The sequence below is a fragment of the Verrucomicrobiota bacterium genome (assembly GCA_019247695.1).
Taxonomy (GTDB): Bacteria; Verrucomicrobiota; Verrucomicrobiia; order Chthoniobacterales; family JAFAMB01; genus JAFBAP01.
On sequence record JAFBAP010000163.1, the window covers coordinates 1 to 21830 of the forward strand.

General features: G+C 60.3%; 19 protein-coding genes. 8 read left to right on the forward strand and 11 right to left on the reverse strand.

The features are described 5' to 3' along the window. A partial coding sequence (locus JO015_19830; protein MBW0001351.1) for a tyrosine-type recombinase/integrase occupies window positions 1-869 on the reverse strand: 869 nt, incomplete at its 3' end. Window positions 870-1070: 201 nt separating this feature from the next. On the opposite strand from JO015_19830, the gene JO015_19835 reads away from it, so the two are divergent. Further along, window positions 1071-1562: a hypothetical protein gene (locus tag JO015_19835; GenBank protein MBW0001352.1), complete on the forward strand. Its 492-nt coding sequence runs from the start codon at window positions 1071-1073 to the stop codon at window positions 1560-1562. 162 nt (window positions 1563-1724) lie between these two features. Here the strand turns inward: JO015_19835 and JO015_19840 are convergent, their stop codons facing one another. The 3 genes from JO015_19840 to JO015_19850 form a co-directional block, all read right to left on the reverse strand. Beyond that, window positions 1725-2321 (reverse strand): Fic family protein, encoded by a 597-nt coding sequence (locus tag JO015_19840; GenBank protein ID MBW0001353.1) that lies wholly within the window; start codon window positions 2319-2321, stop codon window positions 1725-1727. Between the two features lie 4 nt (window positions 2322-2325). After that, the gene (locus JO015_19845; protein MBW0001354.1) at window positions 2326-2676 is read right to left on the reverse strand and encodes a hypothetical protein; all 351 of its coding nucleotides are present in this window, start codon (window positions 2674-2676) and stop codon (window positions 2326-2328) included. A gap of 244 nt (window positions 2677-2920) precedes the next feature. Continuing rightward, on the reverse strand, window positions 2921-3235 hold the full coding sequence (locus JO015_19850; GenBank protein ID MBW0001355.1) for a hypothetical protein: 315 nt from the start codon (window positions 3233-3235) through the stop codon (window positions 2921-2923). Window positions 3236-3519: 284 nt separating this feature from the next. Between JO015_19850 and JO015_19855 the strand changes: the two genes are divergently transcribed. Beyond that, on the forward strand, window positions 3520-4047 hold the full coding sequence (locus tag JO015_19855; GenBank protein MBW0001356.1) for a nuclear transport factor 2 family protein: 528 nt from the start codon (window positions 3520-3522) through the stop codon (window positions 4045-4047). Between the two features lie 794 nt (window positions 4048-4841). Here JO015_19855 and JO015_19860 read toward each other — a convergent pair. Next, window positions 4842-6179: a right-handed parallel beta-helix repeat-containing protein gene (locus JO015_19860; protein ID MBW0001357.1), complete on the reverse strand. Its 1338-nt coding sequence runs from the start codon at window positions 6177-6179 to the stop codon at window positions 4842-4844. Between the two features lie 346 nt (window positions 6180-6525). Beyond that, on the reverse strand, window positions 6526-7614 hold the full coding sequence (locus JO015_19865) for a mandelate racemase (GenBank protein MBW0001358.1): 1089 nt from the start codon (window positions 7612-7614) through the stop codon (window positions 6526-6528). Window positions 7615-8112: 498 nt separating this feature from the next. Here JO015_19865 and JO015_19870 point away from each other — a divergent pair, with 498 nt between their 5' ends. The 3 genes from JO015_19870 to JO015_19880 all read left to right on the forward strand — a co-directional run bounded on the left by JO015_19870 (window position 8113) and on the right by JO015_19880 (window position 10759). Beyond that, entirely contained in the window at window positions 8113-9033 is a 921-nt protein-coding gene (locus tag JO015_19870; protein MBW0001359.1) for a DUF4037 domain-containing protein, read from the forward strand. Between the two features lie 112 nt (window positions 9034-9145). Continuing rightward, complete coding sequence (locus JO015_19875) at window positions 9146-9367, forward strand: hypothetical protein (GenBank protein MBW0001360.1); 222 nt, start codon at window positions 9146-9148, stop codon at window positions 9365-9367. A gap of 63 nt (window positions 9368-9430) precedes the next feature. Further along, window positions 9431-10759, forward strand: a complete 1329-nt coding sequence (locus JO015_19880) for an esterase family protein (protein ID MBW0001361.1) — start codon at window positions 9431-9433, stop codon at window positions 10757-10759. Between the two features lie 93 nt (window positions 10760-10852). Here JO015_19880 and JO015_19885 read toward each other — a convergent pair whose 3' ends face one another. Beyond that, window positions 10853-11272, reverse strand: coding sequence for a hypothetical protein (locus tag JO015_19885; protein ID MBW0001362.1), 420 nt, complete (start codon window positions 11270-11272; stop codon window positions 10853-10855). Window positions 11273-11698: 426 nt separating this feature from the next. On the opposite strand from JO015_19885, the gene JO015_19890 reads away from it, so the two are divergent. Together JO015_19890 and JO015_19895 are read left to right on the forward strand one after the other, a co-directional pair. Further along, window positions 11699-12340: a hypothetical protein gene (locus tag JO015_19890; protein MBW0001363.1), complete on the forward strand. Its 642-nt coding sequence runs from the start codon at window positions 11699-11701 to the stop codon at window positions 12338-12340. Between the two features lie 17 nt (window positions 12341-12357). Further along, on the forward strand, window positions 12358-13773 hold the full coding sequence (locus JO015_19895) for a hypothetical protein (protein ID MBW0001364.1): 1416 nt from the start codon (window positions 12358-12360) through the stop codon (window positions 13771-13773). On the opposite strand, the gene JO015_19900 is transcribed toward JO015_19895, so the two are convergent. The 3 genes from JO015_19900 to JO015_19910 all read right to left on the reverse strand — a co-directional run bounded on the left by JO015_19900 (window position 13732) and on the right by JO015_19910 (window position 18645). Continuing rightward, complete coding sequence (locus JO015_19900) at window positions 13732-17541, reverse strand: TIR domain-containing protein (protein ID MBW0001365.1); 3810 nt, start codon at window positions 17539-17541, stop codon at window positions 13732-13734. The two genes, JO015_19895 and JO015_19900, sit on opposite strands and share 42 nt — an antisense overlap. A 61-nt stretch (window positions 17542-17602) precedes the next feature. Continuing rightward, window positions 17603-18298, reverse strand: a complete 696-nt coding sequence (locus JO015_19905; GenBank protein MBW0001366.1) for a site-specific integrase — start codon at window positions 18296-18298, stop codon at window positions 17603-17605. Window positions 18299-18417: 119 nt separating this feature from the next. Then, window positions 18418-18645, reverse strand: a complete 228-nt coding sequence (locus JO015_19910; protein ID MBW0001367.1) for a hypothetical protein — start codon at window positions 18643-18645, stop codon at window positions 18418-18420. A gap of 538 nt (window positions 18646-19183) precedes the next feature. Here JO015_19910 and JO015_19915 point away from each other — a divergent pair. Beyond that, complete coding sequence (locus JO015_19915) at window positions 19184-20203, forward strand: YihY/virulence factor BrkB family protein (protein ID MBW0001368.1); 1020 nt, start codon at window positions 19184-19186, stop codon at window positions 20201-20203. A gap of 79 nt (window positions 20204-20282) precedes the next feature. On the opposite strand, the gene JO015_19920 is transcribed toward JO015_19915, so the two are convergent. Beyond that, on the reverse strand, window positions 20283-20876 hold the full coding sequence (locus JO015_19920; GenBank protein ID MBW0001369.1) for a hypothetical protein: 594 nt from the start codon (window positions 20874-20876) through the stop codon (window positions 20283-20285). Between the last annotated feature and the right edge of the window lie 954 nt (window positions 20877-21830).

A 21830-nucleotide genomic window follows, 5' to 3' on the forward strand; every position in this document is an offset into this window, starting at 1 on the left:
GGTGGGGCCGGCTCGGGCTCCGCCGCCACGGGCTGCGGCAGCAGATCGAGCGGGCTTTGGGTGGCGCACACCTTGGAAGTGGCGATGCGCAGGTAGCGGGCCGTGGTGGTTAGGCTGCGATGACCGAGCAATAATTGAATGGTGCGCACGTCGGTGCCCGATTCCAGCAAATGAACGGCAAAGGCGTGCCGAAGTGAATGAGGGGTGACCGGTTTAGGGATGCCGCAGCGTCGCTGGGCCTGCTGGCAGACGTGCTCGACCGCCATCCGGGTGATGTGACCGCCGACGCCCTCTCCCGGGAAGAGCCACCCTCGGGGCCTGGCCACGCGCCACCAAGCGCGCAAAATGGTCAGCAGCTTGGGCGAAAGCATCACGTAACGGTCTTTCTGGCTCTTGCCTTGGTGGACCCGAATGACCATCCGTTGGCTGTCGATGTCGGGGACTTTGAGCCGGATGGCCTCCGAGATGCGTAAGCCGGCCGCGTAGCATACCGTCAGGATCGTGCGGTGCTTGAGGTTGGGCACGCAGCCCAGAAAGTGCCGGACTTCTTCGGGACTCAAGACGATGAGCAAGGTCTGGGGCTTTTTGGGCGCCGGGATGGTTTGGTCCCACGGCCAGTCCTTGTGAAGCGTGACTTTGTAGAGGAACCGAAGGGCGGCTACCGCAATAAGGATCGAACTGGTGGCCAGCTTGCGTTCGTTGATCAGGTAAAGCTGGTAGGCGCGAACCGCTTCGGGGCCCAAGGCTTGGGGGGATTGACGGAAGTGGCGTGCGAACAGCGAGACCTGTTGCACGTACGAGGCTTGGGTATGGGGCGAGAGATTCCTCACCTGCATATCCCCGATCATGCGTTGACGAAGGGATGTCATGGGATGCTCCTTTGCGACCACCAATGTGCGGCAAGGAGCAGTGGCGTGCGCGTTCCGGGGCGCTCACGTCCGAACAGGCGCAGAAAGCTCGGCTCGAAGCCGTGGCGGGTACGCCGGTTAACCCCGGCAGGTGGCGCTACGGGCTACCGCGAAGCGGTTTAGTCCAATGACGTTTATCGAAAGAATTCGATAAACGTCACCATGCGATTGACGACGATGGGTCGAATGGCTCAGGGTGTGAAGGCCGAAGATTACCGGGACCTGAGCGCCGACCTGGAAGAAATGCTGGAGCACCTGAAGTGGAACCTCTGGCACGGGAAGGTCGATCGGGCCTTGGAACTCACCGATGAGCTCGCCTATGCCTTGGACGTCGGACACGGCAGCCCGGAGCACCGTAAGTTGCTTAAAGCGGTGCGCGCCTTCGAGACCTACCTCACCAACAACCGCGCCTCCGTCCCCAATTACGGCGAACGTTCCCGGCAGGGAAAGACCATTTCCACGGCCTTTGTGGAGTCGGCCGTCAACCAGGTGGTGCGCAAAAGGTTCGTCAGGAAACAGCAGATGCGCTGGACGCCTGCGGGTGCGCACTTTCTGCTGCAAATCCGGGCCCAAGTCTTGAACGGCGACTGGCGCGCCACGTTGTCCCGGCGGTATCCGGGCATGCAGTTAACGCCCAAGCCGAAGGCCGCTTAGCCCCCGATTTTTTCCACTCTCGCGTGAGCCCAGGTTTCGGCAGCATCGGCTGCGGCTGCGCCGCAAGCGGTAAACCAAGAAAAATCAGAACGACCCCCACGAGACGCATCGTTTTGATCCCACGCGGACCGGCCCGCAGAAGTCAATGCGTTCCAAAGCAAGTCAAAGCACCGACTCGAGCATCTCCCGAAAGACGGTTGCCGTCGGTCGCCAGTTGCCGCGCATGGCCTGAGCGGCGGCTTTAGCGTAGCCGCCGTCCGGGCGCGGACGTAGCCGAACCGCCGGAGGTAGCCCGTAACGCATGAAAACGGCGTTGGCCCACAGCCTCGCGGTGCGGCCGTTGCCGTTGGCGAAAGGGTGGATGCGAACCCATTCCGCGTGCGCCCAGGCCGCCGCGTCAATGGCCGCCGCCAATCCGTCCGCGTCGAGCTCCCGGTCGCGCGGGTAAAGCCGGTCGAGGACCGCCAAGGCACGCTGAAGGCGGGCTTCGAACGCCTTCAATTGGGCGGCGACCTGCGTGGGGGGCACGCCTTCGGCCGTACCAATCCCGACGTGAATTTCGGTAAGGCCGGCTTCGCCCCGGTATTTGCCCACGCACTCAGGAAACGGAACTTCCAGCCCGGCCATCGCGCCGCGGTGCCACCCACGTGCAGATTCGAGCGTCAGCGCGTCGCGGCGCTTGGCGCCGTCACGAATTTCGCGCAAGATTTTGGTCAGGTTCTCGAACAGCTGCGGACTGTCCTCGTCCCAGCCGGCCATGGTTTTAGCCTTTTATCGCCTCCTGGACCAAACTCTGGGCAGGACCCGTTTGGGGTTGCGGGCGACCTTCCGCGGGATCTCCAGCGCCCCGCTTGGCTTCCGCCTCCGCAAAGGCCGCGATGGCAGTTTCAAACTCGGGGTCCTTGGCACGGTAAGCCCGGAGGCGCTTCAGGACCTGCTCCAAGTCGGCTTCGACCTCTGCCGAACGCGTCTGGAGAAAGGCCGCGACGGCTTCGTTGACGAGGCGGTTCAGCGGTTTTTTGAGAATTTGGCCGAGGAGGGCCAATCCTTCCTGAAGCTTAGGGTCAAGCCGAACCGTGGTCGCTTTGGGCAGGTCACGATCGTGGGATGGCATGCAAGGATGATCGCATTGTTCGAGATTGATATCAATATTGAATATTGATGCCATCCTTCGAGAACGGGTACGTCGTCCGCTGCCTGAGATTTGAAAGCAAACCCGAGGAGGCCCGGTCGAAACGGACCGAAGCGAATCGGCCCCCTTTCTTTGATCCGGACGAATGCGTACCGCAGATAAGGTACTATCGTGTGTTGCCCAAAGCACCGCAGAACAGCCTTGGCTGAGCTGCACTGCCGGTAGTTTAAGCCTGGAGTACTAACCAGCCGTCGCCGCCGACGGCAAACAGCAGGTGGTCCTTCTGCAGCACGGTCAGGGCGCGAAACCGGTCCACCCGATCCACGCTGACCGGGCGCAATGTAGAACCGCCGGCCTCGAGGTAGCCCGGGCCGGCCTTACCGGCGAGGAAAATCTGCCCCGCGGCCGGGCCACACGCTACATCGTAGATTTCGTTGCCGGTTTCGGCGGGAAGGAGGCAAAGGCTGCGGGCTTTGCCCGCGCGGTTTGCCCGACGGGTTCGGGCGCAAATGCTTTGCGGAAGGGTGCTCTTCGCGTCCATGAGGGTCCGGTGCTTGGTTCAAAGTCGGGCCTGTGGGGTTTGCATCGCCACAAGGCCCGGTAAATCCTTTTCGAAAGGGGCAGGGGCATTGCAGATCCCACGCCGCTAGTCACGGGTTCCGACCGGATTGCCTATTGACGCCAGATCGGGCGAAGCGTCTAATGGGGCGTCGCCCCAATACCTTTTTACTGAAGGCCACCTTTCTATTTCTGTCCCGGCAATGAGGGAAATCCTGCCGCGGATACCTCGGCGACAAACCACCCTGGCACCCCCGAAACAAGACGATGAAAATACGCTTACTCCTTGCCCTTGTAGGTTTGGCAATCAGCTTTGCCTTGCCGACCGTCGCCCAACAGAAGGACACGATCGATTCGCAGACGCACGCGCAGATAGACGAGCAGATTGACAAGAAATTTGACGAGGCATTCAATAACGGGGATGCCGCTGCCTTGGCCGCGCTTTTCACCCAAGACGCGGTTTGGGTGACTCCGCAAGGGTCTGTGGCCGGTCGGGAGGCCATCCAGCAGCGTTTTGCCGGGATGTTCCAGCAAGGGCATTACAGCAACCATCTCAACAACGACGATCCGGGCTCCCCTCACCTGATAGGAACGGCCGGCAATGAGGTCTGGAGAACCGGGGAATGGAGTTTTACGCTTCAAGGCAAGAGCAGTAGTCAGCTACAGCTGAAGGGCCATTTTGGAGCGATTAATGTTCGTGAGGGCGAGAGCTGGAAGATTCGGATGCTGACCTTCAACGTAACGCCACCACCGGCCGCGGTGCCGTCCCCGACGGCCACCCCGAGCAGCCAGTAACCCAGCAAAAACGGGATTGGGTCGAGGGAGCGTAAAAATCGATTCGCCGGTTTCCGGGCATGGACGACCGGCTTGGCGTCGCGTTTCTGCACGCGCCTTTGCGGCCAATCCCTGGCGAGCCCGGGCGGCGGGTTCTGCCGCCCCTTCAGCAAATCCAACCCGGCCGGGCGGGCGTTTGTCAGGATGGGCGTACGGACGTGACGCCTTAGGAGACTGGCGGAACCGGTAATTTTCAGTCCCGCAAGGATGGAAAACACTGCGCGATCGATGGATCTGGCCTGGAAAGTGGCGGGGCCAAAACCAAAAACGGAAATTCGACGGCGAACGCGGGCGTCTTATTAGGTCATACAGCAGGTCGCCTTTTGCAGCCCCTTAACCGGACTCTTCGTGCCATTGTTGTTCCCAAAACCCCGTATCGGCACACGCAATGCCGCTTCGCATCCCGCAGATTACAATCTCATCTGTAACACCCAGTGAGGACAAGGCGGCCTTTCTGCACAGACCACGGTCTACCAGATTGACGAGAACGCTTCAGAGGCTGAATGTCGCCACTTTGTTTGCAACCAGTCATCTGGATGCCACACGGGTGGCTGTCGAATTCTCAGGGTCATTCGAATTAGCTGGCAGACTCAGAGGTTCTCGACCCGATCCCTTCCGAAAAGGTTTCTGCTCTCCCCTGAGACTCCGATCGCGAGGCTCCGCGCATCGGCCGCTTTCAACTTCCGGCGCTTGCGCGGTTGCCGCACCGGGTCGCAACCGGCCGGCACGGCCGTATCGTAAATGCGCACCGGCTCCTACCTTCTAACCTCGAAGGGGATCGGGAATATTAACCATGGCGTATAGTTAACTCCGGAACCGCTGACGGCTGTTGCCCCCCTCGTCCCGGGGCCGCTGGGACTGCCCCACCAGTTTTCCGTGGCGTCAACCGTCCCGGGACCGATGTTGGCCAAGCCGACGGGCGCACCAACCAAGTCGTTCAAATGCGCATCGACCTTAGCGGGCGTGTTGGTGACGATATCGTCCTGTTCGTTGTAGATGACGTTGCCCGAGATGAGCGTGCCGGTGATGCCGACGCGCCCGAAGACGTTTATCCCGGTCGGGCCCGGCGTTGCGGCATCTTCCGTATCCGCAGCGTTGCCCGAGATGCGATTGTTCGTGATGACGTTGTCGTTAAGGTTCACCGCGGGGTCGCCCGGTCCGGGAGCTGCATGGTTGTGCATGGTCACACCGGGTAGGCCATTATTCGTAAGGTCATTGTCGATGACCACGTTGGCGTAGGCCCGGTTACCCGGCCCGGCCGCAAAAATGCCGACGCCCGCACCGGCGCCCGGGACCTGATGCCCATTATGAATCGAGTCGTTATGAGCTATGGTGTTGTTAAAGACGCCGAACGAATCACTGCCGTTGATGCCCGGGGCGAGCGGGTGAGACGCAAGCGTGATTCCGCAGTCGAATGGGTTATCGCGCACCAGGTTTTTGGTGATGAGATTGTGATGGGTGGCGCCCGTCTCGTCGCTGAGCAGAATCCCGCCGGAGTTATTCTGGGAGATGTTATTGGCCACGACGGAGTGATCGACGCCTATAAGGTGGATGCCTTCCCCGCAATCTTCGCCTTCCTCCGTCTCGAAACCCGGCAAGTCGGAGGAACAAGCCGGTAAGTTTCCCGAGACATTAAGTGCCTGGTCATTGTAGCTCACCTCGTTGTCCCAAATGGTGACGAAGGAGGCGTCAGTCACCAGGATGCCCTCAAACCTGGCGTTCTCAATCGTGAACCCGGTGACCACAACCCTGCTCAGGCCGGGAGGATTATTATCTTTCCCGTCGATGTAGATGCCGTTCGGCCGGCCCGCCGCGTTGATGATCGACCGGCCGCGACCTGAGCCGACAAGGGAGAGCGACGTGCCGATGACGACGCCCTCATTGTACACGCCCGGACTCACATAAATCGTGTCGCCCGCGGCTGCCGCCTTCACTGCGGCGCCGATGGTAGCGTAATGGCCCGGCACCCCGCCCGGGTTGACGTATAACGCAGTGGCCACCGCTGACTGGCAGAGACCAGCCATCAACGCCGTCACGGGAAAAAGCCGGATACAATCCGCTTTGAAATGCGTCCAAAACCTAAGCCTGTTCATGTCAAGTCCTCCTGCGAATCGAGCGAAACCCCGGACCGAGCAGCGCCCAGGGACTGCGGCGCCGGGGGATCAGAAAATCGCCCGCAAGCCGTTGACCATCGTACGGCGCCTTGCGAGTCCGTGCAACCGCAACAAAAGGCCCTAAGAAAACCCGTTTAGGTGAATGAAGTTCCACCAGATACGCATCCAGCCAAGGCACAATGAGGCTTCATCGATGTCAGCGCGACGTTCGTAGTGGATGGTCAGCCGGCGGACATGCGATCGCCGCCGCGTGCGGGGCGGGAGAAACCGACTCGAAGGGGGGTGGGCAGGCTCATGACGATCCGTTCGTGACGGGGGTGTCTGGCTAACGAACCCGGTAATGCTCTACGGCGTCCTGGTCCCACGCAAGTCCGCAGCCTGCTTCGGTCTGCGGCAGTGCAAAGCCGTCCTTGAGCGCCAACGGCCGCTCCAGGATCGGCGTCGCCCAATCCACGTATTCCAACCAGTGCGCTTGCGGGGAAATCGCCAGCAGCTGCGCGCTGAGTTCCGGGAAGAGGTGACTCGAGACCGGTAAGCCGGCCGCCTCGGCTTGGCTCGCCGCGCGCAACCAGCCCGTGATCCCACCGATTTTCATCACGTCCAGCATCACGAAATCCGAGGCACCGGCGGACAGGCACTTGGTCAGGTCGTGCGGGCCCCACAGGTTTTCGCCCATTTGAATGGGCGTACGGCACGCGGCGGCGATGCGGGCGTGACCCGCGAAATCATCGGCCCGGGTTGGTTCTTCCACCCACACCAGCGCCTCATCTTCGAGCGACTGGACGCGCGCAATCGCCTCCGGCACCGAGAGGCTTTGGTTATAATCGACCATGACCTGCAAGGCGGCGCCGGCCGCGTCCCGGGCCGCGCGAACCACCGCGCGATCCTGTTCGACGTGCGGGTAACCGGCTTTGTACTTCACGCAGCGAAAACCCCGTTCGACCGATTCGGCGGCTTCCCGTGCCGCCCCCTCCGGCCCGGCCATGCCGAGGCTGTGGTAGGCGGGGATGGGTTTCTCCTCGCCGCCCAGCAGCCGGGTAAGGGACAACCCGGCCGCCTTGGCCAGCAGGTCCCACGCCGCCATGTCGATGGCGGCCATGGCAATGCCGGTGAACCCTTGCGGCCCAAGCAAGCGGAAACGGCCTTGGAGCTGCTGCGCCAAGGCCAGCGGGGCGGCCGTCACGCCCTGGATCAGGGGCTGCAGGGCTTCCGTGAGCTCGGCAATGGGCTTCAGGGCAAGCGGGGTGTAGCAGAACGCGTAACCGTGGCCGGTCAGGCCCTGGTCGGTTTCCAAGTCCACCAGCATCAGCGGGGCGGAGCGGACCACGCCGCTGGCCGTCGGGTGCGGCCGCCCCAACGGCACATCCACTGGGGTGGCGCGCACGCGGCGAATCTTGGGGAGTGAAGCGTCCACGAGCTGCTCCCCAACGTTTATCACGCCGGGCGGGTTAAACGAAGCGCAAAAAGACCCGCCCCTTTGAAAGTGCACGCGCCGGCGCTCAAGCTCGGCCACCAAGTCGATCAAGTCTTTGACCGTTCGGCCCGGACGATCCAGGTTTCAAACCACCGCCCCATCCGGCTCGCGCAAATGCGACAGGGCTTCGGCCAAGCCCTTGCGTTCTTCCGGGCACCAGCCGCAGTGTCGGTGAGGACCCGCTTGCAACCTGCCTTTTTCGAAGCGTCTAACTGCAGTTGCGGGTGGACGCGCTTAAACGTTGGAGGTCGGCCGTGGTTCTCAAAAACCTTCCTTTCCGAGAAGACCCCCATTCCCTGCCGCGGCGCCCTGGCCGGAGCATCCGGCTCTTGTTAGGTTTTATTGCAGATTCCCTCCCGTTACCCCCAGTATGCCGCCGATGGCTTCACTGCGGACACCCCCCCCGCTAACCCGCTTCGCTCAACACACCGTATGCCTATGCCCGCGCTGCAGCTGATTCTTTTGCCCGCCGAGAAGCGACGGATGGTCGAACAAATCCGTGATGGCCTTCGCCGGGTCCCCCACATCCAGGCCATTGTGTTGGGCGGCTCCCACGCGTCTGGCCTGGCCCGTCTCGATTCGGATCTGGACATCGGCGTCTACTACCGCGAGGGCTGTCCCGTTTCGGTCGACGAGGTTCGCGCCTTTGCCGAGGGGATTGCCCGGCCGGAGACGCGCCCCGTCGTCACGGGCTTTTACGAATGGGGGCCCTGGGTAAACGGCGGTGCATGGATCCAGACGCCGGTGGGCAAAGTGGACCTGCTTTATCGAAACCTGGACCAGGTGGAAACCACCCTCGCCGAAGGCCAACGCGGCGTGTGGCGTCACGATTACGATCAGCAGCCGCCTTACGGGTTTCGTAGCGTGATCTACTTCGGCGAGACCGAAGCCTGCGTGCCCCTGCATGATCCGCACGGCCAGATTGCCCGGCTCAAAGAAGCGATCCGCACCTACCCGGAACGGCTCAAAGCGCGGATTGTCCAAGGCAGTTTATGGGGCGCGGAGTTCAGTTTGCTCCATGCTCGCCAGTTTGCCGAGCGGGCCGATGTGTACGGTGCGGCTGGCTGCCTGACCCGGGTGGCTCAGTACCTGATCCAAGCGCTCTTTGCGTTGAACGAACGCTACTTTCTGAGTGACAAGGATGCGGCACGCGTCGTCGAGGGTCTGCCGTTGCACCCGCCCCATTTCCAGTCGCGCCTGGCAGGCGTGCTGACTCGGGCCGGGGCTGACGCCTCCGAACTTCACGCCTCCGTGATACGTATGCGTGAGATTTGGCGGGACACCGTCGAGCTCACCAACGGCACTTACCGATCCCGGTTTGAATGGGAAAGGTCGGCTCGGGGTGATGCCTTGGGATAGACGATGCCTTGCAATAGATGAAGGGAGCGTCATAGGAGCCGTTCCTGGGCGCGCGCGCCGTGGCGGTAGCCACGACTTCACCGCTCACGACTCGGCGCACCGGCTTCGTTCAATGATCAATCTCGGTACGTTGGGCGGTAACACCAGCGAGGCTTGCGCCATCAACGAGCCCGGTGAGGTGGTCGGCTATTCCTTTACCACCGGCAACGTATCGGCTGGAAAGGTCACTACGACAGCGACGGCCACGCATTCTACACCAACCGAGCGTTCCCGCCGCGTTGTTATGATTCCGGGCCATCCCACGACCAAAATTGCTCAACCACGTTCGATCTGAAATTTCAAGCGTGTTTGGTTAGCCTTGACAGATTATTGCTTTCTTGCCATGCTAATCACTTAAATGAATCGACCTTCCAAAAGGCTAGGTCGTTCGATTGCGATCACGGTTGCTCTCGTGATTGCGGGCGCATCCCACATAGCATCGGCGCAGACCCCGAAGCTACCGCCCGGCGCCAACACGACCAATCCGAACGATCCGTTCTATATCGACCTCAGTGGGCTGACCTTCAATACGACCCCGCCGACGCGCAATCCGGCCAATCCCAAGTACCCGCCGGCGACCGAGCTACCTGATGGGACGATGCCGCCGAAAGGGGCCGACGGCAACTACATCATTGGGCCTACGCACAATCCGGCGCCGGAGGCGATCGCACAGAACGTGCCGAAGGGCAGCGTCTCCACGTTCACGATGACCTCGGAGCAGAGCCGGGTATACAACCCCGGGTTCGTCCGCGATGAGAGCTCACCCAATGCCGCAGTGAATTCAGCGTCCACCGTCCCTGGGGATCCATCCAACGTGATCATCCCCACCAGTCATCCGGGAACATGGACGCGTTCGGTGTCGGTCTACATACCGGCGGGGTTGACCGGGTGCAAGAAGGCCCCGCTGCTCGTCGTCGGTGATGGCGGCGGCCCGCGCGACACCGTCCTCTTTGCTGTACTCGACAACCTGATCCACCAGCAGCAACTCCCGCCGATGGTCGCGGTGACTATCGAGGCAGGAGGCCAGGACGCGCAGGGAAGCGAGCGCGGATTCGAGTACGACGCGGTCTCCGGCACGTATGCCGAGTTCGTCGAGAGGAGTGTGCTGCCGCTCGTCGAGCGCATGAAAGGCATACGCGTGACCCGCGATCCGGACGGTCGGGCGACCATGGGCATCAGCTCGAGCGGCGCGGCCGCCTTCACAATGGCTTGGTTCCATCCGGAGCTGTACCACCGCGTTTTGGCTTACTCGCCGACGATGGTCAACCAGCAGTGGCCTCACAGCACTGCATTGCGTGGCGGCGCCTGGGAATACCACAGCCCCTGGACGGGCCCGGTCGGGCCGCTACTGAACGCGAACGGCTTTGGCCTTCCGACTCCTAGCTCCTTAACGCTCGGCTCTCCGCTGATTCCCAACAGTCCGCGCAAACCGATTCGTTTCTGGTTTGAGGTCGGCGACCGTGATCTCTGGTACCCTAACCCGCTGGACGACGGGATGCACGACTGGGTGCTGGCGGACGAAAACATGGCCAAGGTTCTCGCAGACAAAGGCTACCACTACCAATTCATCTTTGCCCGGAATGCGGACCACGTTGATGACGCAACCTTTTCACAGACCTTGGGCTATGCACTCCAATGGGTCTGGCAGGGCTATCAGCGTTCAGATCGGGATGACGATGACGATTAGCCGGCCTTTGGACTGCAGCCGGCCAGTCGGGCGCGATGGTATCGCGGATCAGTGAAACTGGAGAGCATAAAAGCGGGGGCTACGCAGCCTCCTTCACCAGGTTCGCTTCCTGATCGGTTCGCAACCCGGAATTCCAGCGAACGAAAGTCGCCCAAAGCCTGTCGTTGAGCGCCTTCGTGCGCACCTGCTCCCGCCGTGATCGGCGGCCCCGGCGGGGGCAGCGCATCCCAGTCCCGCTGGCACCCCGTCGATTAAGTGCCCTTTCTCTTCTCCCAGCTCGGCCTCCAGGCGCTGGGCGCCGCAATCCTCCGGGGATCCCGCCCAGCGGCCGCCCACACAGACCGGGTAGGGCCGCTCGGCCTTGCCCGCCGAGCGATGTTCGAGGCGTACCTGGAGTTGGCACCCATCCCGCAAGTCGTACTCGTACAAGAACCGCTCATCGAGGCGAAACTGCAGGTCGGCCAGCTTGATTGCCCGCGCATCACGGCAGGCAAGCCCGTGGCGACGCGGCACGGCGTAGTCCTTCTTGCGGATGCGAGAGCCGGTTCAAGCAAAGCCGATCTGCAAGGCAAAGTGCAGGTCGGCCAGGCTACCGTCGGACCGGACGAGAAAGCGCCACCAGAGCATCGGGTGAATGTCCCGGATCCAGTCCAGGTGTGGAGGTAAGCTTCGGGCTGGGGATCGGGTTCCATGGTAGCGTCAGCCTACCCGCTCGCCGGCGCCTCGGCTCCTTTTAGCCCCCGCTTTGAAATGCTCTCCAGCAAACAGCTTTGCTCCACGACTCAAGTACAGTCCGACGGGAGCCCACCGGTTTTGCTTTGCATCCGGTCCCCCGGAATCTCCCGCTCTCCAATAATGCCGAAAGGATATCAACGCTTGCACCAGAACCTTTTCTGGACATTCGAGCTCGGTAATCTAAAGTAGCGGGAGCTGAAACCTGTGCCCGATTCTCTGCGTTTCAATGTGCCAATCGGCTCGTACAGCCGTTTTCGGGTGACGACGCCGTGTGGACTTGCTGGCCGGGGATCTGTGATTGGCGTTCCCGACCAGCCAGAATCCTTTTACAATAACGGGCGCGTAGATGCGGGACTACTCTGGTTCCACAGCGGTTTTGTTGAGTATGTTGTAAGTAACGCTCTTCCTCGAAATGCCTGCGTGACGAGATTGGAGGTCATCGCTGAGTTGTGCTCAGAGGCGCCTGGCTATTGCGACGAATGGCCGTCTGACATCACCGTATCCATAAACGGCATTGAGATCGGCACCTGGACATCGCCGGGTGATTTCGGCGGCCGACGCGGACGCTTTACGCCGCAATACTGGTCCCTGCTGGACACACAGTACGGGCTTCTAAAGCGCTGGTCTGTTACCCCGGATGCGGCCTGCATTGATGACATCCCAATCGCACCGGTTCGTATCGGGCAGTTGGCGCTTGAAACGGGGGACGTGATCGCCATTCGGTTTGAAGTTCGGCCTAACGCCCGGAATGTTGGCGGCCTGAACCTGTTCGGCGCGTCTTTCGGGGATTACGGACAGGACATGGCGATATCGCTTGAATACGACATAGGTGCTGAATCGATTTAGCTGATGCCGCGCCGGCCGTGAGCACGCTTCCGCATATTCAGATAGCTCCTGGACGGCGCTATTTTATGGCCCAAGATGGGTCGCCTTTCCTCGTCATCGGCCACAACGAGGCGATGTCGTGGCCAGGATTGGCGCCTCTGTTTCGACATCATGATATTGCAGGCGCCGAACGGTATATCAGCATGCTGGCCGCTTATGGCATTACGGTCATACGGCTGATGCTCGAGTACTTCGATGAAGACACGTGGTTTTTTGAAGAACAAGCGGGCGTCCCCAATCCCTCAACTGTCGAATGCTGGGATGCTCTCATAAAGCTTTGTGAGCGCCACGGCATGCGGCTCCTAGTCGTTTTCTGGGACACGTTTCACATGGTGCAGCGTTGGGGCCGTCACCCTTATGCGGCCGCTTCGCGCTCGTTTTCTAATCCAGTGCACTTCTGCACCAGTCCCGATGCACTTGATCTACAAAAGCATAGAATCGCCTTTTTTGTGGATCGCTGGGGTGGATCCGGCGCTGTATTCGGTTACGAATTGATGAACGAGATTGGCCCAGAATGGGGCGGCTCTGTCCACGAACAATCCAATTGGATATCCGCGATCGCATCGTTTACGCGCGAGCGCGAGCTTGCAAAGTGGGGCAAGAACCACCTGCTGACAGTTTCGTGTTTCGGGCCATCACCTACCAACGGGTACGCTGACCTGATTTTTCGTCATCCCGAACTCGATTTCAGCACGACCCATGTATACGACTTCGGCACTATCGATAATCCGGAAAATACGATCGGGTGCGCAATCACCATGGCGTCAGCTGTGCGGTATGCAGCGCAGCAAAGCGGAAATTCGCGCCCTTACATCGATTCAGAGAACGGTCCCATCCACCTATACCTGGATCTGAAGCGGCAATTGCCGGATGAGGTTGATGCCGAGTACTATCATAACATTGCGTGGGCACATCTTGCCAGCGGGGGAGCCGGTTCGGGAATGCGATGGCCGTTCCGGCATCCTCATTGCTTGACAACGGAGATGCACAAATGCCAGCGCGCGATGGCGAATTTTGCGAGTTCTATCGATTGGGTGCGGTTTGCGCCTCACCCTGTGCCCCCGCAGGTCAACATAACCTGCGCCGGGCGTACTTTACCGCTTCTCGTTTTCGGTTGTTTTGATAGCTCCCAGATGATTCTGTGGCTTTTGAGAGACTCAAGACGCCTCACCCGCAGCGAGCCGTTGCCGGCGTCGGAAGCCTTTTTCCCGGACCTTGAGCCAGGAACGTATTCGATCGCTTTTTGGGACACACGATCTGGAACGGCATGTCAGCGCAGCAAATTGTGTCATCCCGGTGGTCGTGCTCGGCTTGGGGTGCCGTCCTTTGAACGCGATCTGGCGATTAGTATCTCAAAACTCACCTGCTGCACGGAGGGACTGGGCGACTTTTAGCACGGAATCAAGGTCGACCGTGTACTGGCGGACAGTATTAACTAGACCTGAATCATTGGTCCCGACAGCGAAGAGCCGGCCATCAGCGCTGAATCGTGCCGTTGCCGCCGACCCGGAATTCAACGGCAGGTTGCATCGTAGTTGGCCAGTCCGAGTATGCCAGAACTGCAGACGACCGTCTCCCGCGATGCTGCTACACGTGTTCCCATCCGGGCTGATCTCTAACTTAGGTACACCTTTGGACCCTGTCTGAATCGAGCACCGGATCGTACCGCTCAGACCATCCCAAATTACAATCGAACCGTCTTGGTAGGCGCTAGCCACAACGGAACCATCTTCTGCCGCCGCCACTGACTCCACTGACGCATCGCGGCGGGTCAACGCCTTTATTAGCGTAAGGGTTGCGCCGTCGTAAGCCAGAATCCTGCCATCAGCGCACCCGACCAGAATCGTGTTGCTCCGACGGGCCCACGCTACGGCATTCGTCTGGCCCCCTGGATCGGGTATCGATTTGACCAGTTTGCCTTCAGTTATGTCCCACAGAACGGGACTAAATTGCGACCCAATTACGATAACACGCATCCCGTCCGGACTGAATTCGGCAGCGCGCAATTGGTGGCCAACGACAATCGCTCCTACACGGCTGGCATCCAGCGTGCTCCATAACACCCCTTGTCCTTGAACGTCAACCGTCATGAGAAGCGAGCCAGTCGGATCAAATGCACTGCGTAAAATTCCATAGGGGTTCGCGAAAATTGTATATAACAGTTGACCTGTACCGCTATTCCAGACAGTCGTATCCCCGCGCAGCCCTGACATACCGCCCCGCGTAGATACCGCGATCTGCTTCCCATCAGGCGAATAACAAACATCGGCGATGCCGTAACCATAGCAGCGCAGAATTGGTAGACGCTCCGAACGCTCCGGATCTAGTATAAGCACTGATGAACCGTCCCAGGCCACTGCATTGCGACCGGTTAATCCGCACGCCACAACCTCCATCTTGGTACCGGGTCTAACGATGCTACTCCGACGACGGAGCTCAGCCATATCCCAAACGCGAAGGGTTTCGGAGCCGCACGCGGTGATCGACAAGTTCCCGTCCGCGGTGAGCGCCACGGTGCGAACGGCAGATTCATGTTGTTCGAATGCGGCGAGAAAGCGGCCCTGATTCGACACCTGCCAGACCCGGACAGTACGGTCTTCACCTCCGGAAATGAGCAGATCACCTTTATGACTCCACGCGAGGCAGTTCACCCCATTCACGTGGCCTCGCAAAACGAGCGGCTGCTTATCGGTGGCCCAGATTCTGACTGTTGCGTCCTCACCCGCACTGGCGATAGCCGTTCCTGTTGAGTTGTAAACCGCCGTATTTACGGCACCTTGATGTCCCTTCAGTGCTCGTATTTCGTCGCCTGTTCGCGCTGACCATTCCCGGACGGTGCCGTCCTCTTCGGCCGTTATCACACAATCCCCATCTGGTCGAAATGCAACTCCGCGTATGCTCTCCTTGCGTCGCTTCAAGGTCGCGATAACCGCAGCTGTTGCAAGGTCCCAAACGACAGCAGGGCCATCGTTGTCGCAGGTTGTGACCATACGGCCGCTTCGGTCAAAGCTGGCGCAGCGGAGTGCCTCAGGCGGTCTGAGTTCGATGGTGGTCCTGGTCTCGTCCGCGATCGAATATCGAGTGATGCGGCCACCAGATTCGATGATCAAAACCCAACCATCGCTCATATTTGTGTCACAGGTAATTCCAATGACCGTGCCGACATGGCCATCCTGTATGCGTCTAATTACCGGTGTGATCATCACCATCCGCAGGGCCTCCTCAGCCTGTGGAACCGGTATCTCACCGTACGAGCGGCTCGCTTCCACCGCCTCGATAGCCAGTACCAAGGCACGTTGGGGATCTTGAGTCAGTGCCGCCTTTGAATCTGCGGCAAGGGAGACGGCTCGAGCAACTCGCCTCAGACGCTGCTCGCCTTCACGAGTAAGGCGAACCTCCTCAACATAGGACCGACTTGCATCCCGAAGTGCTTCAAGGTCCGAGCTATGGTTCCGCGCTCCGTCCTCCGCTAGCCACCTGTCGAGTTCATCCAGCGCTCCCTCATCTAGCAACCCGCCGCAGCGCTCTAACCGAATCCACTCCTGGGCTTTCTCCTCAAAACGCCTTCGCACTCGCTCCCCCTCGCGCTCCCTGCCAAGCAACTCCTGCATCATCGGCCAGTCCGTGATTAACGCATCACTAAGCAACGTGACTTCAACATCGTCGGTCACTGGCGGTCTCATCGTCAGCAGCTGTTTATCTGCAAGGTGCTGGACAACCTCACGAATCGACGATGCACTCTCACCCGTGTTTTTTAGCGCGGATAAGGGTTGCACTCTGCGCGTGTCAGGTCTCCCCGGAACAAACTGTACTAGCCTCAGGAAAATGCGTTGAGCGATCTCGCGTTGGTCAGGACTTAGCTCTCTTATAGCGCCATTAGCGTTTTTTGTTAAGGCATACGCCAACCTGCCGCGGCTGTCCGTCGCCAGCTTTGCATAAGCGGCTAGAAGTAGTGATTGTTCATTCATCTCGTGTCTCCAGAGATGCACCATGGTAGATTGCAGCAGCGGCAGGCGGCTGGGTTCGTCCGCGGCATCCGCTGTGAGCAGAACAACCAGCGATTGTTCCAGGTCGACCCCGACCTTCTTCGCAGGCAGCGAGATCGCATCGGCCAAGCGGTCACCTTCAAGTGGATTCACGTCGATAATCGCGTCACGGTTCGTTGGCCAGGGAGCCGCTCTTAAATCAGGAAGGAAGGCGGCATGCAAGGCGCTGAGGATGGAGCATTGGTCGACTCTCGCCAGCTGGCAGAGTATTTTAGCGAACTGTTGGTGCTGCTCTGTCTTCCTGAAACACTGTTCCAGTGGGTCGATGATAATTAGCAAACGATCGGCGGCGTCCCGTTGCAACCTGTCTCGTACGGCGGCAGGGGCGTCACGCGTAATCCCGGGAATCTCAAATTCCAGATCGCTGGCAGGATACTGCTGCGGGTGGACGGACACCGTCGTCCAACGATACGCGACCAGCCGGCTGGCGTTCTGATAACCTGGATTCTTAAGCCTTGGAATCAGCCCACCCGCGATCAGGGACGACTTGCCGGCGCCCGACATGCCGGAGAGAACCACGTTGGCGTTGTCCTCCAGTATTTTCGCAATGTCCAGAACCTCGCGATCTCTGCCGAAGAAATAATTTGAGAATCTTTCATCATACGGCTCCAGACCTGGGTACGGGCAGGGCATAGAGGGTGAGTGCAGCACGGGGATTGGTGTACGTTCCGCTGCCGATGCAATCTGTCTACAGACTTCGGTCAGCACACGACCCTGTTCAGCTCGGCTTAAGCTATCTAACGGTCTCGCAATGTCGTGCAGGGCTTGGTAGTCGTTGATCTCCGTCGCATCATACAAGGAGCTGCTGACGTGAATCCACAGGACGGTCAGCCCTTCGTGTTCAGCTGCTCTCAAAAGGGCGGGAAGCTCGTGCTCGACAATAAAATCGGACGCAAGAAAATGGGGGCTCACCAGCAAGACCGCCGCCTTGGCCGCCGCGAGGGCAGCTTTGATTTCCTCCTTCCACTTCGCCCCGGCTCGAATCTTGGTGTCGTCCCAAACCGAGATGGTCCGGTTACGCACCAGGGGTTTCAACGTGGTCTGGAGCTTCCCGAGCCACCTCTTGTCCTTGTGGCTGTAACTGATGAAGACCTGATCTCGTGTGGATTGTGCCATGGTGTGTTTCTCCTCTCGGATCGCTCGACGGTGCAATACAGTGTAACATAAGGCCCCTGTTTCAGTTTAGTATGCCACGCGGAAAGTCGGGATGTCCTCCGGCCGGGAGTGACGCCGGTCGTACAGACGCGTGGTATTCATGAATCCATTGGGGCGCTAGCGGCTGCGCCGGCACGTACCGGACCTTGCTGCCCTTGCCCAAGACGCCCAGGTGGGGCACGCCCGGGCGGCTTTGCAGGTCGCGCACCTGCAAGCCGCAGAGCGCCTCGCAGCGCAAGCCGTGGTGCAGGAAGGTCGCCAAAATCGCCTGGGCGCGCTTGCCTTTGAGCGTGTCGGCCGGGGGCGCGTCCGGCAGCGCGCGGGCTTGGCCGGCACCCAGCGCCGGCGTCTTGCCCTCGTTATTGTCGGCTTTGGGGCGTTTGACCCCGCACACCGGGTTGTGACTGACCGCGTTGACCTCGCACAGGTGATCGAACAGGGAAGCGACCGCGGCGAGCTTGCGCCGGATGGAACCGGGGGCCAGGCCCCGGCACTCGAGGTCTTTGCGCCAAGCGATCAGGTAGACGCGGGTGACTTGGCGCATCTCCTCGGGGCGCTCCACGCCGCCGAAAACCGTGAAGTCCCGGACGTCGAGGCGGTAGGCGCGCCGGGTGCTCGGGTCGTCGAGGTCGGCAAACCATTCCAGCTCGGGGCGCATGCCCCCTAAGCCCTGGGACTTGGCCCGGCCCAGGCGCTTGCCTGCCGATTCCAAGGCCATCCCTAGGCAATCGCCGTTTCGGGGACGCGGGATCATGCTTGAGCGGTTTTACTGCCGGTAACGGCTTCTATTCAATACTGAACGGGCGGCATGTTATACCGTTTCAATCTTGTGAAAGCTTAGCCGACCCGTCGTCCCCGTTGGGGTGGAAAATGGGTTTTGCCCCCTCCGCTGAGCCCCCCGGCTGTAGAGCAATGTATAATGGCCTGGGCCAGGATCTTGTCGCGGAATTCACGACACTGCGCGGAGCGCTCGAGCAGCCCTTCCGGGCCGTAAACGCTCACTTTGGCTTTGCGGTCGCAGACCCAAGCATCTCGGACGCTGACCCCGAAGAAGGCTGCCGGCATTTTGCGGAGTTTAGGAGGGTGTCGCTGGGCGACTGCACCTCGATGCAGACGTCCGGCACGCTCACGTGCTCGGCGCGCCGGGCTGCCGCATTTGCAAAAGGCATCCCGCGCCGGGCTCAGGCGCCTCGCCGATCTCAAAGAGGTACGGGCCTGGGAAGGCTGCGTGCGTTGTGGGGGGCTCAGACGCCGTCGGTCGACATTTTCGCATTAATTAGGTAGTGTAAAAATTTGCAATTAAAAAATTTATACGCGCGGCTGGGTCAGTTGATGCGTAAACGCCCCGGCGGGCATCAGGGGCGGACGCGCGCCGCAGCCGGGGGGCGCCATTTAATCGTGACCGGCCCGAGCGACATCGAGATTTATGCCGAAGAAAAAACAGAAGGTCTACGTGGTCCCATCTGAGCGGGACAAAGGGCAATTCAAGCTGCTGCCCTTAGTCGGGGAGTTACTCACGGCCGTGGTGCTGACCGTGGTCAAAACCAAGGTGAAAACCTGGATTTTGGCCCCGTTCGTCAAACGCCAGCGCTCGGCGCCCGAAATGGCCCCTTCGCGCCATATTTCGAGCCAAAGCGCGCCCCAAACGCACGGGGATCGCCCCGCCGAGGCGCGCAAGACGACGGCCGGTAAGCCGCTGGCCGCGAAGGCCTTACCGGCTCAAGCCTGGGTCCTGCTCAAAGACACCGCCTTGAAGTGGCTTCAAGACCAATGCCCGCAACTGGGGGCGGCCCTGGCCTATTACACCGTCTTTTCCTTAGCCCCGCTGGTACTGGTGCTCTTGGCCGTCTTCAGCCTGGTTTATGGGGGCAACGAGCACGCCCGAGAAAAGATCACCGACCAATTGCGCTATTTCGTCGATCCCAGCGGGATCAAGGTCGTCCAAGACATCGCTGCCAACGCCGCAAAACCCAAAGGCGGCATCCTGGCGAGCGCCCTCGGCGTCATTATCGCGTTGTTTGGCGCCAGCGGTGTCTTTGGCGCACTGCAGAACGCGCTCAACACGATTTGGAGCGTCAAGCCCAAACCCGGCCAAGGGGTCTGGGGTTTTTTGAGGGCGCGCTTTCTGTCGTTTGCGATGGTGGGCGGGGTGTGCTTCCTCCTCCTGGTCTCGCTGACGGTCGAAAGTCTGCTCAAAGGTTTCAGCGGCTATCTTAAAAGCGCGCTGCCCGGCGGCGATACGGTGGCACTGGCGGTCTTTCTTGTGTTCGACCTTGCAGTGCTCATTCTGCTCTTTGCGATGATTTTCCGTTACCTGCCGGATGCCAGGATCGCCTGGCGCGACGTGTGGGTTGGCGCAGCGCTGACTGCGGTGCTCTTCGGGATCGGCAAGTTCGTGCTGGGCTTATACCTTGGAAGCGGCGCGGCCGGCTCGGCCTATGGGGCGGCCAGTTCGCTGATCACCTTGCTTCTGTGGGTCTTTTACGCCGCCCAGATCTTGCTCTTCGGCGCGGAGTTTACCGAGGTGTACGCCAACGCCTACGGCTCGCACGTGCAACCCGAGGCGCACGCCGTCAAGGTGGAACGCAGGGAGACCGAGGTGCCCCCCGATCGACCCTCATGAGAACGGGGCATTTCGGGTATATGCTTTTGCCGGGTGACCTGATTTCTGCACTGGCCAGCCACACAAGCGCGATTTCTCTCTAAAGCCAGTTTCCGCCATTCGGGTCAAAATCCCGCTGATCGCCATTTGGAAGCCAGAGATAGACCTTTCCCTCATAATCGTCGATGCAGCCCTGCGGCATGAACAGGACATTCAGCAAGGCCCACCATTCCGTCTGGATTTCCTCCGGCGCCACGACCCTGCACTGCGCGTTGAGGGCAAGCTGACGGCAGAACTGTTTCCCGGCTTGACCACCCGCTAACGCGCAGGAGTGGAACCATATCGTGCCAATCGTATAGCTGCGCAAAGCTGCGAAAGCGCCGACGTTCTTGATATTGATGTCGTTGAACTCGGCGGGGACCCACACGCCTTTGCCCGGGCCAGGAAAGATCTCCGGGGAGGCTTCGCCGACGTGGACTTGTCCCGGGTCACCATGAAAATTCATTACGATATTGGCTAACCGTTTACCCGGAGATTGGCCACACGCGGTCCCGATCCAGTTCACCACATCTTTCACGGTAGCAGTCTTTGGACAGTTCCAGGTGATGTCCATGAACATTCCGCACCCCCCAAACACATCTGTGAACGCGTAGGAGTTGAGCAGCAACGATGGTCCTTGCAGTCTGAGTGACATGAGGTATTTCCGCTGAAAAACCTAAATTGAATTGGCGAGGAGAGCCGCTGCAGGCCTTCGAGCGCGGTCACGGTCGCGCATCGAACGATCCGGGTGAGAGGCGGTTCCGCGTTTCTTCTTCGCGCAGGTTTTGCCCGCGCTGCGACAGCCCCCGTTCGACGCTGAGCTTTCCTCGGCTTCGTACCCGTGTGGCTGGGCTCCATGGCGGTCCGAGCCGCCCGAAGCAAATACAAAATGATGATCCATCCAATTCTACTCGCTTTCTATATTCCGATTTTTGATTGTCGATCCTGGACCGGTACAACGGAAAAAGCGGCGCGAAGTTTCAGGAGCCTCGCTGAAATGATCTGAGAGAGCGGCTCGGAAGGGGCAGACGACCTTAGCCGATCGGTTATGGGGCGTGATGTAGCGTCGGAACGCTTCCGCTTCACAAGCGCATAAGAACGTTCGGAGTGGTTGGATGCAACGTAGACGGGGTCGGGTACAGGTCCGGGGCCATGTCTACCCCGCCTGGACCGGGTGACCGGAGTTGCCGTTGCACTGCATCCGTCTTGTCCAGCAAGCGGCCCGCAGCTCTGTAGGAACAGCGTTGGCGTTACCGCCAGGTGGAGATCGCATCCGCCGGCGGTTGCCGGGCGTTCCTTGCCACCGGGCGATCAAGGCCGGCCACGATGCAGGCGCGCACGGGCCGTTCGACAAACCTGATGGCCAAACGCGTGCAAGGCGGGGCCACGTGGGCTGCGGGTTCGCCAGGCCCGCGCCAATAACCCCGTTAATTTTGCCCGTTCTTGTTCGGTTACGGCGCGCAAGGGTTGCTTCCGGGCCCGGCTTATGCCAGAGGCCCGTAAGCTTCCCGCTTCTACCATCTCGACGGCCATGGAGGTAAGAGCTTGTCTTGCTTCCCAGATGCCCGGCCGGCGTTAAACCTATCACACCGTACAAACGGTCCAGGCC

What these genes read in the sequence shown, in the direction of transcription:
- JO015_19875 (MBW0001360.1), top strand. Translation starts at nt 9,146, where the DNA reads ATGATCAATCTCGGTACGTTGGGCGGTAACACCAGCGAGGCTTGCGCC.
- JO015_19835 (MBW0001352.1), top strand. Translation starts at nt 1,071, where the DNA reads ATGCGATTGACGACGATGGGTCGAATGGCTCAGGGTGTGAAGGCCGAA.
- JO015_19840 (MBW0001353.1), bottom strand. Translation starts at nt 2,321, where the DNA reads ATGGCCGGCTGGGACGAGGACAGTCCGCAGCTGTTCGAGAACCTGACC.
- JO015_19855 (MBW0001356.1), top strand. Translation starts at nt 3,520, where the DNA reads ATGAAAATACGCTTACTCCTTGCCCTTGTAGGTTTGGCAATCAGCTTT.
- JO015_19870 (MBW0001359.1), top strand. Translation starts at nt 8,113, where the DNA reads ATGCCCGCGCTGCAGCTGATTCTTTTGCCCGCCGAGAAGCGACGGATG.
- JO015_19880 (MBW0001361.1), top strand. Translation starts at nt 9,431, where the DNA reads ATGAATCGACCTTCCAAAAGGCTAGGTCGTTCGATTGCGATCACGGTT.
- JO015_19920 (MBW0001369.1), bottom strand. Translation starts at nt 20,876, where the DNA reads ATGTCACTCAGACTGCAAGGACCATCGTTGCTGCTCAACTCCTACGCG.
- JO015_19860 (MBW0001357.1), bottom strand. Translation starts at nt 6,179, where the DNA reads ATGAACAGGCTTAGGTTTTGGACGCATTTCAAAGCGGATTGTATCCGG.
- JO015_19915 (MBW0001368.1), top strand. Translation starts at nt 19,184, where the DNA reads ATGGCCCCTTCGCGCCATATTTCGAGCCAAAGCGCGCCCCAAACGCAC.
- JO015_19910 (MBW0001367.1), bottom strand. Translation starts at nt 18,645, where the DNA reads ATGCCGGCAGCCTTCTTCGGGGTCAGCGTCCGAGATGCTTGGGTCTGC.
- JO015_19850 (MBW0001355.1), bottom strand. Translation starts at nt 3,235, where the DNA reads ATGGACGCGAAGAGCACCCTTCCGCAAAGCATTTGCGCCCGAACCCGT.
- JO015_19905 (MBW0001366.1), bottom strand. Translation starts at nt 18,298, where the DNA reads ATGGCCTTGGAATCGGCAGGCAAGCGCCTGGGCCGGGCCAAGTCCCAG.
- JO015_19900 (MBW0001365.1), bottom strand. Translation starts at nt 17,541, where the DNA reads ATGGCACAATCCACACGAGATCAGGTCTTCATCAGTTACAGCCACAAG.
- JO015_19845 (MBW0001354.1), bottom strand. Translation starts at nt 2,676, where the DNA reads ATGCCATCCCACGATCGTGACCTGCCCAAAGCGACCACGGTTCGGCTT.